The organism is Salarchaeum japonicum, from assembly GCF_049705945.1.
Lineage (GTDB): Archaea > Halobacteriota > Halobacteria > Halobacteriales > Halobacteriaceae > Salarchaeum > Salarchaeum japonicum_A.
This window is the reverse complement of record NZ_JBNAMV010000004.1, coordinates 1,839,999-1,852,048: the sequence shown is the minus strand read 5'-3', so window position 1 is coordinate 1,852,048 and position 12,050 is coordinate 1,839,999. Positions and strand designations below refer to the sequence as shown.

At 67.8% G+C, this 12,050-nt stretch carries 14 protein-coding genes; 7 read left to right on the top strand and 7 right to left on the bottom strand.

All coding sequences use genetic code 11. From position 1 onward, the window contains the following. Nucleotides 1–27: 27 nt before the first annotated feature. Genes ACOZ4O_RS11810 through ACOZ4O_RS11800 form a run of 3 tightly spaced genes read right to left on the bottom strand, consistent with a single transcriptional unit; the run spans nt 28 to nt 3,050 of the window. Nucleotides 28–2,130: an OB-fold nucleic acid binding domain-containing protein gene (locus ACOZ4O_RS11810; RefSeq protein ID WP_424525508.1), complete on the bottom strand. Its 2,103-nt coding sequence runs from the start codon at nt 2,128–2,130 to the stop codon at nt 28–30. A gap of 44 nt (nt 2,131–2,174) precedes the next feature. Continuing rightward, nucleotides 2,175–2,438 carry a hypothetical protein gene (locus ACOZ4O_RS11805; RefSeq protein ID WP_424525507.1) on the bottom strand — a complete coding sequence of 88 codons (264 nt, stop codon included), beginning with the start codon at nt 2,436–2,438 and terminating at the stop codon, nt 2,175–2,177. Nucleotides 2,439–2,462: 24 nt separating this feature from the next. Further along, nucleotides 2,463–3,050 carry a thymidine kinase gene (locus tag ACOZ4O_RS11800; protein WP_424525506.1) on the bottom strand — a complete coding sequence of 196 codons (588 nt, stop codon included), beginning with the start codon at nt 3,048–3,050 and terminating at the stop codon, nt 2,463–2,465. A gap of 103 nt (nt 3,051–3,153) precedes the next feature. On the opposite strand from ACOZ4O_RS11800, the gene ACOZ4O_RS11795 reads away from it, so the two are divergent. Beyond that, complete coding sequence (locus ACOZ4O_RS11795; protein WP_424525505.1) at nt 3,154–3,564, top strand: hypothetical protein; 411 nt, start codon at nt 3,154–3,156, stop codon at nt 3,562–3,564. On the opposite strand, the gene ACOZ4O_RS11790 is transcribed toward ACOZ4O_RS11795, so the two are convergent. After that, nucleotides 3,555–4,472: an A/G-specific adenine glycosylase gene (locus ACOZ4O_RS11790; RefSeq protein ID WP_424525504.1), complete on the bottom strand. Its 918-nt coding sequence runs from the start codon at nt 4,470–4,472 to the stop codon at nt 3,555–3,557. The two genes, ACOZ4O_RS11795 and ACOZ4O_RS11790, sit on opposite strands and share 10 nt — an antisense overlap. A gap of 107 nt (nt 4,473–4,579) precedes the next feature. On the opposite strand from ACOZ4O_RS11790, the gene ACOZ4O_RS11785 reads away from it, so the two are divergent. Both ACOZ4O_RS11785 and ACOZ4O_RS11780 read left to right on the top strand, forming a co-directional pair. Continuing rightward, nucleotides 4,580–4,903, top strand: a complete 324-nt coding sequence (locus tag ACOZ4O_RS11785) for a hypothetical protein (protein WP_424525503.1) — start codon at nt 4,580–4,582, stop codon at nt 4,901–4,903. 39 nt (nt 4,904–4,942) lie between these two features. Then, entirely contained in the window at nt 4,943–5,332 is a 390-nt protein-coding gene (locus ACOZ4O_RS11780) for a CBS domain-containing protein (RefSeq protein ID WP_424525502.1), read from the top strand. 27 nt (nt 5,333–5,359) lie between these two features. Here ACOZ4O_RS11780 and ACOZ4O_RS11775 read toward each other — a convergent pair whose 3' ends face one another. Further along, entirely contained in the window at nt 5,360–6,736 is a 1,377-nt protein-coding gene (locus tag ACOZ4O_RS11775) for an aspartate aminotransferase family protein (protein WP_424525501.1), read from the bottom strand. Between the two features lie 56 nt (nt 6,737–6,792). Further along, nucleotides 6,793–8,121 (bottom strand): MgtC/SapB family protein, encoded by a 1,329-nt coding sequence (locus ACOZ4O_RS11770; RefSeq protein ID WP_424525500.1) that lies wholly within the window; start codon nt 8,119–8,121, stop codon nt 6,793–6,795. A gap of 51 nt (nt 8,122–8,172) precedes the next feature. Between ACOZ4O_RS11770 and ACOZ4O_RS11765 the strand changes: the two genes are divergently transcribed. Beyond that, a complete protein-coding gene (locus ACOZ4O_RS11765; protein ID WP_424525499.1) occupies nt 8,173–9,423 on the top strand; it encodes an AI-2E family transporter in 1,251 nt (416 codons plus the stop codon). Here ACOZ4O_RS11765 and ACOZ4O_RS11760 read toward each other — a convergent pair whose 3' ends face one another. After that, nucleotides 9,424–9,663, bottom strand: a complete 240-nt coding sequence (locus ACOZ4O_RS11760; protein ID WP_424525498.1) for a hypothetical protein — start codon at nt 9,661–9,663, stop codon at nt 9,424–9,426. Nucleotides 9,664–9,739: 76 nt separating this feature from the next. On the opposite strand from ACOZ4O_RS11760, the gene ACOZ4O_RS11755 reads away from it, so the two are divergent. From ACOZ4O_RS11755 to ACOZ4O_RS11745, 3 genes are read left to right on the top strand one after another with little or no spacing between them, the layout of a single operon-like run. Continuing rightward, nucleotides 9,740–10,000, top strand: coding sequence for an amphi-Trp domain-containing protein (locus ACOZ4O_RS11755; RefSeq protein WP_424525497.1), 261 nt, complete (start codon nt 9,740–9,742; stop codon nt 9,998–10,000). A 57-nt stretch (nt 10,001–10,057) separates the two neighbouring features. Continuing rightward, complete coding sequence (locus ACOZ4O_RS11750) at nt 10,058–10,294, top strand: hypothetical protein (RefSeq protein WP_424525496.1); 237 nt, start codon at nt 10,058–10,060, stop codon at nt 10,292–10,294. Nucleotides 10,295–10,344: 50 nt separating this feature from the next. Further along, nucleotides 10,345–11,934, top strand: a complete 1,590-nt coding sequence (locus ACOZ4O_RS11745) for an SLC13 family permease (RefSeq protein ID WP_424525495.1) — start codon at nt 10,345–10,347, stop codon at nt 11,932–11,934. The last annotated feature ends 116 nt before the right edge of the window (nt 11,935–12,050 follow it).

Sequence of the window (12,050 nt, the reverse complement as noted above, 5' to 3'; positions counted from 1 at the left end):
AGCGGACACGCGAGGAAAAGGATGTCGTTAGTCGAGTTGGGCGGCGACGGCGTCGACGACGGCGTCGATGACGTCCTCGCGCTCGCCACGGAGGAACTCGATGTGTCCGTCGTCAGCGCCGCGCGGCGTCACGCCCGCCTCGGGGAGTTCCTCGGCGACGGCTTCGCCCACAGCGCGGGCGTCCACGTGGCGCGTGCTGCGGAGGCGGATTTCGTCCTCGTTCGCGCCCACCAGCACGTCGACCTCGTCCGTCCGGTCGCGGAAGAGCGCGTCGAGCAGGAGGTCCTGCGGCGGGAAGTCGTACTTGTGGGTGAACGCGCCCACGTCGAGCACGTCGAACGTCACGCCGTCCTCTCCGCGCGCGGAGAGGTGGCGGCGCGCGGTCTCCAGTTCGGTGTCGAGTTTCGATCGGAACTGGCCGGCGACGTGCGCGGCGAGCGAGTCGTTCTCCTCCCAGAGGAGGTCCGCGATGAGTTCGCGCTTGTCCTCGTAGGACTGATAGAACGCTTCGAGGGCGATTGCGTCACGGATGTCCGCGAGTTCGTCGGCGTCGTAGCCGGCGTCAGCGGCGGCGTCCGCGTACGCGTCGGGCGTGTCCGTCCAGAACGCGGCGGCGGGGAGGTGTGCGATGTCGTCGCGGGCGTCGTCGTTCACGAGCGCCGCGAGGTGCGTGCCGAGCACGCCTGTCCGAACGGCGTCGCCGCCGTCCTGGGTCGGGCTGACGAGCACGGTCGCGGCGTCCGCGGCCTCGCCGTCCGCGTACCCGCCGTCGATGGCGACGGAGCGCGCGTCGTACGCGTCGAGCAGGCCGAGTCCGTCGAGGGACTCCCGGGTGCTGCCCGTGCCGACGAGCACGAACAGCGGGTGTTTCTCGTCGTGGCGCTGCTCGGCTTCGAGCATCGAGGTCACGTCGTTCGTCGCGGCTTCCATGCCGTAGAAGTCGCCGTCGAGCGGCCGGCGGTCGATGTAGTGGTACTCGGCGTTGCTGACCGCGTGCTCCTCGCGCACGAGCGGGAGGACGGCGCGCTCGATGGCAGCGCCAGCGACGTAGCCGTCCACGTCCGCGGTGTGGCGGACGATGACCGGACGACCCTCCGCGACGGCGCGGCGAACCGCGGTCGCGGCGTTCACGAGGCCGTCCTGCACGACCGCGATGTCGTCGTCATCGACGAGCAGGCTCGTGTCGTCGGGGCGTGCGCGCTCGTCCAGCGCGTCGTTCAGCCGCGCGAGCACCGTCTCTCGGGCGTCGCCGGAGAGTTCGTCCAGTTCCTCGGTCTCCACCTGGAGTTCGCCGTGGTGACGCTCGACCTCGCCGACCAGTCGAACCACGTCCCCCGTCTCGATTTCGGGGTACGCGCGAACGCCAGCTTCGACGAACGCCGCGCACTCAACGACGCCCGTCTCGTCCGTCAGTTCGAACACGGTCGGCCCGCTCGTCTGCCGGGTCGACGTGAGTTCGCCCTCGAGCGACACCAGGTCGCCGACGAACCCCTCCAGCTCACCCGCCGACACGTGCACAGGCTCCCGAGATTCGGATTCGGATTCGGATTCGGACTCCGCCTCGGCCTCGACCGCCTCGGAGTCGTCCGCCTCGACCGCCTCATCGACGACTTCGGGCTCCGGCTCGGACTCCGGTTCCGGCTCGGAGTCTGGCTCCGGCTCGGATTCCGGCTCGGATTCCGGCTCGGACTCGGTTTCGCTCTCGGTCTGTTCGACCGCGCCGGCGGGCGCGGCGGACTCGTCTTCGGGGAGTTCGGCGGTCGTCTCCGCGTCCGGGTCCTGGATGAGCTTCCCGCGGAAGTCGCGTTCGCTCTGTCGGATGGACCACGAGAGGTCGACGTTGCCGTTCCCGTGAACCTCGTCCACCTGAACGTAGACGGCGTCACCCTCGTCCCAGTCGAGGGACTCGATGCGGCCGGGAATCTCGCTCCGGTGCAGGAGGCCCGTGACGGACGGCGCGAGGTCGACGAACACGCCGAACTCGGCGAACCCGTCGACGGAGCCGACGTAGTATCGGCCGGGGATGAGCTGGTTCGCGTCGTCGCCGCGGAACTCGAAGACGACGTCCTCTTCGTGGGTCTGACAGATACGACCGTCGACAGACGAGCCGCAGATAATACACGTACCCATTTAGTGAGTTGAAGTAATCCCTCCCCTAAACGATTGTCGAAAGCCTATTCCAGAACGCGGCTCTCCGCTTCCAAGTCAGCGATGTCGTCCGCCAGCGCCCGCACCTGTTCGGGGAACAACGCCACCTGTACCTCGTTTCCCTCGCCGTCCTCGGCGACGACCTTCACGCGCTTATCCCCGAACTCGCGCGCCTCCACCTCCTCGGCGTCGAACAGTTTCGCGGACCCCGACTTGTTCGACGGGCCGACGTTCTTCAACGCGCCGTCCTTCAGTTCCACCATGAAGTCGTCCAGCTGGAGCGCGAGCATACGCCGAGCACGCCCGGCGACGCCTTAGTCCTCGCGGAGTTCGTGGCAGTTCCGACACCGCGCCTCGTAGGACTCCTCCGCACCCACCAGAATCGTGGGGTCGTCTGCGTGCGCGGGTTCGCCGTCGATGAGGCGCTGGTTCCGGGTCGCCGGTTCGCCGCAGACGGTGCAGATGGCCTGGAGTTTCTCGACGTACTCCGCCGTCGCCATCAGCGCGGGGAGCGGGTGGAAGGGGTCGCCGCGGAACGTCTGGTCCGTCCCCGACACCACGACCCGCCGCCCGTCCGCCGCCAATTGTTCGCAGACGCCGAGCAGTTCCGCGGGGAAGAAGTTCGCCTCGTCGATGGCGACGACCTGCTCGCCGTTCAGCCGCTCCGGAATCCCCCGGACTGCCTCGGGGTCGTTGTCGACCACGGTCGCCGTCCACTCGTTGCCCGCGTGCGACCCGAGCGACTCCTCGCCGTACCGGTCGTCGATGGCCGGCGTGAACGCCGCGACCTCCTGCCCCGCTATCTCCGCGCGTCGGAGGCGACGGAGGAGTTCCTCCGTCTTCCCCGAGAACATACAGCCGGTGATGACCTCCACCCACCCGCTGTTCGTGATGGCGTGCATGCGAGAATCCGGGGGTGGCGAGGAGAAAAACGGTTGCGTTCTGCAGTTCCGCCCTGGTGCGTCTGGCGAAGCGTTAAGTATGCGGCAGGCCAGTACCGCGACAATGCCGCACGTAGCGGAGGCGCGCGTCGTCGACTTCGACGCCGACGAAGCAGTCGACAGCCTGCGTACAGCGGTCGGCGACTACCTCGGTGCCGTCGCAGAGTACGACCGAGAAACCCCCCACCTCCTCTACGCGTCCGATGTCGTTCTGGAGTTATTCGACGGTATCGACAGCCTCGAAGCGTTCACCGCCGACTTCCACGGGCACGTCGCCCACGATTTCTACGAGCGCGAGCTGTTCCGTGACTTCGTCCCGATGTCGAACGACGTGAACGGCTTCGTCACCCGGATGGACAACGCAGTCATCGTCCGCTATCTCGTCGGCGACCAAGGGTTGTTCGTCTCGACCGAGCCGACCGCCTCCATCGACGCCATCTTCGACGTTCTCGACCGCACCGCCGGTCAGGACTGAAGGCGCGCGACCGTCTCGCCGTCCCGTTCTTCGACCGCGACGAGTCCGTCGTCTTCGAGGTCGCCGAGCAGGTCGCGCAGCCACTCCGCGCCGGTGTCGCCGCCGTAGTCCACGCGGACCTTCGGCCCCAGCTGGGAGAGCGATAATTCGTCGTGCTCGGAGAGCGCCGCGATGACGCGGCCGCGCTTCTGCCGCCTGCTCCCCTCGAAACTCGGCTGGGTCGGAACGTCGGGCGCGGTGAAATCCCCGGACTCGTAGGCGTCACACCACTCGCGCCACGGACACCCGGCCTCGTCGCACGACGGCACCTTCTCGCAGGCGACGCCGCCGAGTTCCATGATGGCGTTGTTCCAGACGCGGGACTCGCCGTCGGGCATCAGGAAGCCCGCCACGTCCTCGAACGCCGCGTCGTCGTCCGGCACGGAAAAGGCCCGGTAGAGGACGCGCTTGACGTTCGTGTCCACGACGGCGTTCCCGTTGTTGAACGCGAAGGACGCGACGGCGTTGGCGGTGTAGGGACCGACGCCCATCAGCTCCTGGAGTTCCTCGGGCGACTCGGGGAACGCGCCGTCGTACTCCTCGACCACCTGTTCTGCGGCCTCGTGGAGATAGCGCGCGCGGTTGTTGTACCCGAGCGAGTGCCCCGTCCAGAACGCCACCACGTCGCCGCGGCTGGCGGCGGCGAGGTCGTGGACGGTCGGCCACTTGTTCAAGAATCCGTCGAAGGCCTCGCGGACGCGTTCGAGCTGGGTCTGCTGACTCATCACTTCGGACACCAGTATCTCGTAGGCGTTGTCGGTGTTCCGCCACGGGAAGTCGCGGTGGTCGGCCTCGTACCAGGAGACGAGCGCGTCCCGGACGGCGTCCGTGTCCTCGGGCAGGCAGTCCGCGGCCTCGGCCTCACTCATCACGCGAACGGTGGGTCGCGCGGGGTAACTCGGTTGTGGTTCCCGGCGGCGCGGGGACGGCCCCCGGAGGCGAAAGGCGTTTTCCGCGTCCGCGAGAACGCGAGGGTATGAGTTTGGACGACCTGCAGGACGCTGTCGAGGCGGAGAACGCGGAACTAGCCGACCACGCGGTGTCGCTCGACCGCGAGACCCGGACGGAGTTGGCGATGCTGTCGGCGGCGCTCGACCCCGACGACGTGGACGACCTCGTGGGGCGCGCCGTCCACCAGTTCTTCGACACGCTCGTTCAGTCCGGAAAGCTCGATTTCCACCTGCGCAGCGAGTACGACGCGACCTACGACGAATACCTGTCGGGGATGAGCTTCGAGGAGATGACGGGCGGACAACAGTTCCCGCAGACGGAGGAGGACGGCCGGCGCTACCAGTACTAAGCGAAAGCCCCTTTGTGGGTGGTGGCACAACCGAGAGGTATGGACGATATTTTCGTCGGCAGACTCATGTCCGCGCCGATTCAGAGCGTCAGCCCCGACACGCCCGTCGAGGAGGCCGCGTCCGTGATGCGGGACCACGAGATCAGCTCCGTCGTCGTCGTGAACGAGGAGAACGAACTCGTCGGCATCCTCACCGCGACGGACTTCGTCGCCATCGCCGCCGACGGCACCATCACGCGCGACGACCCCGTCTCGAAGTACATGAGCACCGACCTCGTCACCGTCACCGCGGACGAACCCATCGTGGAGGTCGCGGAGACCCTCATCGACCACGGCATCCACCACGTCCCCGTCGTCGACGACACCGCGGGCGTCATCGGCATGATATCCACCACGGACATCACCGCCTACCTCTCCACGGCCGCCTGAGGCGGCGAGCAAAAAGCGAGTCGCCCGCTAGACCGCGTCTTCCGAGTGTTCGAGGCTCGGGCTCGCCTGTTTCACGCGCGGGCTTTCGAGCGCGTCGAAGAGGATGCTCGTGCCGAGTTCGATTTCGCGAGCGGTCACGTCCATCGGCGGGAGGAGGCGCAGCGCCTTGTACCCGCAGCCGAGCGTGAGGAGGCCGCGTTCGAGGGCGGCCTTCACGAGCGCTTCCCGGCGGTCCTTGGTGTCGAGTTCGATGGCGAACATCAGGCCGCGGCCGCGCACGTCCACGACGTACTCGGAGTCGAAGTCCGCGACGAGTTCGGTGAGCTGACGGCCGCGCTTTCGCGCGTTGTCGACCAGGTCGTGTTCCTGGATGGCGTCGAGCGTGGCGACGCCCTGGGCGGACGCGAGGATGTCGCCCGCGCCCCACGTGGAGGACAGCCGACCCTTCTCCTCGGGGAAGAGGTCGCCGTTGGCGACGGTCGCGCCGACGCGAAGCCCCTTGGCGGACGTGATAACGTCGGGGTCGAACGGCAGGTGGTCGATACCCCACATCTCGCCGGTGCGGCCGAGGCCGGCCTGAATCTCGTCGGAGATTATCTTGAAGCCGTGTTCGGCCTTGAGGTCGGCGATGTCCTGCGCGAACTCGTCGCTGGGGACACGGTAGCCGCCCTCGCCCTGCTGGGGTTCGATGATGAGGAAGGAGACCTCCTCCGGGGGGATGTTGCCGCGCGTCGGGTGGAGGCGGTCTGCGAGAGCGTTCCCGCCGGGACCGTCGGTCTTCCAGCCACACGTACACTCACCGGTGCACGAGCAGTAGGGGACGCTGACGACGCCCGGAATCTCGGGATAGCCGCGGCGCTGCACGGACTTCGAGCGGTTGAGGCTGAGCGCGCCCAGGGTGCGGCCGTGGAACGCGCCCTCGGTCGTAATCGCGCGGTGGCCGCCGTCGGCGTAACAGATTTTGATGGCGTTCTCGACGGCTTCCGCGCCCGAGTTCGAGAGGAAGGCGGTGTCGAGGTCGTAGTGGCTCGTCGTCTCCGTCAGCCGGTCGAGAAGCTGGGTGGGGCCCGGAATATCGGGGTCGTCAGGCGTGCCGCCGTTCGAGACGTAGAAGTCCTGTCCCGCGATTTTCAGGGGGTCGACGAGTCCGAACTCGTCGAGCGTGTCCATGATTTTCGGATTGTTGTAGCCGAGCGGGGCGGACGCGACGTGGCTCGTGAAGTCGAGGAGGACGTTGCCGTCCACGTCGGTGCAGAAGGGGCCTTCGGCCCACTCGGAGGTGTCCCAGACGAAGTCGTAGACGTACGTGCTCGGAGCGGCGTGCTGCCCGTGGTGGTCGGCCCACTGCTTCGCGCGTTCGCCGGGCATCTCGGTGACGCTCGGCTCTGCTGTCTCCCGGTTCATGAGGGAAGAACGCACGCCCCCGAGGTAAAAGGTGTCCGTTTCGTCTCCGGCAAGTATTACACGACCGAAATGGCCGCGACGAGGCCGCCGGCGACGAGGAGTGCGGTACTCCACGCGGCGACCCGGCGGGCGAACGCGCGGTTCGTGCTCGTCGCCGCGAGCGCGACCTTCACGCCGATGCTGGACGCGGTCGCGAGGAACACCGCCACCACCGCCGTGTGCGACTCCAGGCCGCCGGTTCGGTAGAGGACGACCGCTGACGTGGTCGCGCCCGCGCTCGACACGAGGCCGGAGAAGACGGCGGTCGCGTAGAACCCGAGCGCGCCGAACTCCGCCTCCGCAAGTCCGCCCGCGGCGAGCACGACCGCGAACATCGCGCCGAACGAGAGCGCGTTCCGCGTCGAGAACGGACTGTCGAGTTCCATCGGCACGCTCTCGCTCCAGTCGGCGGTGAGCGCGGCGACGGCGACGCTCCCGAGGACGACGACGGCGAGCGCCGGGACGACCGGCCAGAGGGGGCGGCTGCCGAGCGTGAACACGAGGACGATGAGGAGGTTGCGGAGCGCCATCGCCGCGTTCGCGAGGAGAACGCCCGCGACGGCGTACGTCGCGGCCTCCGCGCGCTCCCCGACGTGGTCGAGCATCGTCCCGACGACGGCGGTCGAGGACGCGAGTCCGCCGAAGAAGCCCGTGACGGCGATGCCCTTCGAGCCGTAGGTCTTCACGACGACGTAGTTCGTGATGCCGATACCCGCGACGAACACCACCATCAGCCAGACGACGCGCGGTTCGATGTCCACCGTCGCGGGGCCGAGCGCGACCGGCACCGTCCCGGCGGGGAGGAGCGGGTAGACGACGAAGGAGAGGATGGCGAACTCCGTCACCGACCGCATCTCCTCTCGGTTCAATCCCCACGCGAACCCGTGGAGTTCGCGCTTCAGGACGAGGAGGAGACTACTCGTGACCGCCACCACGGTCGCGGGCAGGAGTTCTCCGAGTCCCGCGAGCACGCCGACGCCGTACGCGACGACGAGGCTCACCGCGGTCGTCAGGTGGAGGCCCTCGTCGGCCTCCATCCCGTTGTACATCAGGACGCCCGCGAGCACCGTCACGAACAGCCCGCCGACCGGGACGAGCACGGGCACGCAGAGGCCGTCGCCCGCGCAGCGCGCGGAGTCGTGGAGCGTGAAGATAGCGCCGAGCACGCTGCACAGCGCGAACGTCCGGATGCCCGCGGCTTTCTGCGACCACTCGCGTTCGAGGCCGAGGAACAGCCCGAGCGCGACCGCGATGGCGATACGGGCGACGCTGGTGTCGAGGGGCGGCGACGCGACGAGGTTTTCGGCTCCGAACGGCACTCTCCCGTCTTGCCGAGCGGGCGGCATAAGCGATGCGGCGGAGTGAAGGTTTTTGTCGCCGCCCGAACACCCGGGCGTATGGAGTTCGACTACGACCGGGCGCGCGCCGGCTGGTGGGCCGCCGGCTCCCTCCTCGCCCTCGCGCTCGCCTTCGTCGTCTACCACTTCCTCGGGACGTTCGTCTTCGGCGTCTTCCTCTACTACGCCACCCGCCCCGTCTACCGCCGACTGAAGAAGCGCGTCCGGCCGCCGAGCCTCGCCGCCGCCATCAGCCTGCTCGCGCTCGCGCTCCCCGCGCTCCTCCTGCTCGCGTACACGCTCGCCGTCGGCCTCCAAGAGCTCGATAAGTTCCTCGCCGCGCGCGACATCCAACTCACCCAGCTAGAGGCCATCCTCCAGCCCTACATCGACGTGTCCAGCATCGTCCAAGACCCCCAGTCCCTGCTGGACGACCCGAACTTCGTCAGCGCTGCGCAGGCGTTCATCGAGAACGCATCGGGCTACCTCGGGTTCATCGGGAACGCCGCCCTCCACCTGTTCATCATGATCACGATAGCGTTCTACCTGCTGCGGGACGACCACCGACTCGCCCGGTGGTTCCGCCGGCGGTTCTCCGACGCGGACGGCGTCGTCGAGACGTACTTCGCGCGCGTCGACCACGACTTCTCCAACATCTTCTTCGGGAACATCCTCAACGCCGTTTTCACCGGCATCATCGGCGGTATCTCGTACACCGCGCTCGACTACGTCGCGCCCACCGGCCTCGGCATCCCCTACCCCGTCCTCCTCGGCGTGCTCACCGGCGTCGCCAGCCTCATCCCCGTCGTCGGCATCAAACTCATCTACGTCCCCCTGCTCGCGTACCTCGCCGGGATGGCCGTCTCCACCAGCACCGCCCTCCTCTGGTTCCCGCTCCTCGTCTTCGTCGTCTCCTTCCTCATCGTGGACGTCATCCCCGACCTCGTCCTCCGCCCGTACGTCTCCGGGCGCGGCCTCCACCTCGGCATGGTGATGCTCGCGTACATCTTCGGCCCGCTCATCTGGGGCTGGTACGGCCTCTTCCTCGGCCCGATGCTCCTCGTGCTCATCGTCCACTTCGTGAAGCTCGTCCTCCCGGAGCTCATCGCCGGCCGGCCCATCGAACCCGACGCCATCGGCAACCGCGTCGCCGACGGCACGACACCGAACCCAGACGCGGACACGAACGAATCCGCGGATATCGACGCTGATGAGCCCGCGGACGGCGATGCGAACGAACCCGTCGAGGACGAGACGCACGATGACGACGGTGGCTCTGCGGGAGCGCGCGGCGGGGACGCCGGCGAGTAGTCAGCGCTCGACGAGGCGCGCGCCGTCCCGCGGACAGTAGTCGTAATCGGAGTTGCGGGTCGAAAAGCCGCAGTCGGGGCACTCGCGAACCGCGGGTTCCGTTTCGTCGTCGCGAAAGAGGAGCGGGACGAAGGGGAGCGCGATGAAGAAGACGAACCAGTCGGTGTAGTGGTAGACGAGCGCGCTGACCGCGAGGCTGGCGACGAGGCCGGCGAGCGCGGTGCGGGTTCGCGAACCCATCACGCGGCCGGAGGCGGGGCCGCGGGGTAAGCGTGTCGTCACCACGGTTATGCGTTCGCGGCGCGTTCTCCCGAGCATGGAAGAAGTCCTGTTCGAGAGCGAGACGATGGAATCGCGCGCGGCGGTCGCGGACTACCTGCGGTCGGTCGCGGACCGCCTCGACGAGGGCGAGGTGACGCTCCGCGGTGGCGGCGAGGAGTTCACCGTCGACCCGTCGGAGACTGTGGAGTTCGAGGTGAAGGTCGAACGCGAGGGAGACGAGACCAGCCTCGAACTCGAACTCGAATGGGCGGAGGGCGCGAGCGAGGAGTCGGGCGGCGGGTTCGAGGTCGCGTGACGGCGGACGACCGCAGGGCGACAGGAATTTAGCGGACGTGCGCGACGCTCGACACGAATGGACGACGTAGACCTCTCGGCGGTGTCGCCGCTCGCGTGGCGGCTGCTCCGGGTGGCCGCGGGGTACGAACAGCGCGGCGTCGAGCGCGAGATAGACGGCATCCTGCAGGCGCACGTCTCGATGCTGGAGTCGGGGAGCCGTGGGCTCACGGGTGACCGACGGCGGCGGCTTTTCGACCTGTACGCGGCGGAACTCAGCGACGAACAACTGCGCGTGCTGGTACGGCACTTCTAACCCGTATCGAAAATCATTACGTACAGGGGACGGTAGCGAGGGCTGTATCAATGATACAGACGGACATCCGGAGTCCACGCGGCCGTTTCGCCACGTTCCTCGTCGCCGCACTACTCGCCGTCGTCGTCGGGTTCGGCCCCGACCTCGCCGGACTCTCCCTGAAAGGACAGTACGCGCTCGCCACCCTCGTCTTCGCCGCCGTGCTCTGGGTGACCGGCGCGATACCGCTCGCCGTCACCGCGCTCTCGATACCCGTCCTGCTCACCGCGTTCGGCGTCTACCCCGACATCGACGCCGCGCTCTCCGGGTTCGCGGACCACCTCATCTTCCTCTTCATCGCGGGGTTCATGCTCGCGAACGCGCTCCAGAAGTACGACATCGACCGCCGCATCGCGCTCTACATCATGGCGCGCATGGGCTCCACGCCCCGGCGACTCATCGGCGCGATAATGATCGCCACCGCGCTGCTCTCGATGTGGGTGTCGAACACCGCCACCACCGCGATGATGACGCCCATCGCGCTCGGCGTGCTCGCACAAGTCGTCGGCCGCGACGAAGTCCAGGAACAGGGCGACGACGCCGAGTCCTTCTCGAACATCCAGATATCGACCCTGCTCGGCACCGCGTACGCCGCGTCCGTCGGCGGCGTCGGCACGCTCATCGGCACGCCGCCGAACGCCGTCGTCGCCGCCGTCCTCGAACAGCAACTCGGCTACAGCATCAGCTTCGCCGAGTGGCTCATCATCGGCCTCCCTATCGTCGTCATCACCCTTCCTATCGTCTGGTACGTCCTCACGTTCCGGCTGTTCCCGCCCGAAATCAGCGACGTGAGCGACGCCCGCGAGCAGGCCCGCGAGTACCTCGACGAGGAAGGCGACCTCGGGCCGCGCGCCCGCCGCGTCGCCTACATCTTCGCCGCGACCGCCGGCCTCTGGGTGCTCGGCGGGCTCAGCGGCCCGCTGCACTGGCTGCTCGAAACCGTGCTCGGCCTCGACCTATCCAACGCGTTCTGGACCACGCTCTACGGCGGGTCCGGCGAAACCCTGCTCGGCGTCGAAGGCCACCAGGGACTGCTCTACTACGTGATGGTCGGGCTGTACGCCATCCCCGCGCTCGTCCTCGCTGACACCGTCGAGTGGGACGACCTCGAAGACATCGACTGGGGAACCATCCTCCTCTTCGGCGGCGGTATCGCGCTCGCCGACGCGTTCGCCGCGACGGGCGCGACCCGCTGGATAGCGTCCGGAATCTTCGAGAACCTCACCGGCGCCCCCGTTCTCGTCATCGTGTTCGCGGTCGTGCTCCTCATCATCTTCCTCACGGAGATGACGTCGAACACCGCGACCGCGACCATCGTCGTACCCGTGCTCGTCAGCCTCGGGAGCGTGCTCGCCGGGACGCTCGGCGTCGTCCCCGAAGCCGCCGCGGTCTTCCTCGCCGTCTCCGGCGCGGTCGCCGCGAGCTTCGCGTTCGCGCTCCCCGTCGCCACCCCGCCGAACGCCATCGTCTTCGGCAGCGGGTACATCCGCCAGAAACACATGATGCGCGCCGGCGTCGTCCTCAACATCCTGATGACGCTCGTGCTGACGGCGCTCATCACCGCGCTCTTCTACTTCGTCTGGCCAGCCATCCTCTGGTAGGCCGGACGGCCCACTCTCTTCGACATTTTTCGAACGAACGCGTAGAACACGGAGCTATCGCTGCGTAGTGTAGTTCAGAAGGGGAAAGGCATGACCCCGGAAAACCCGGGGTCGCT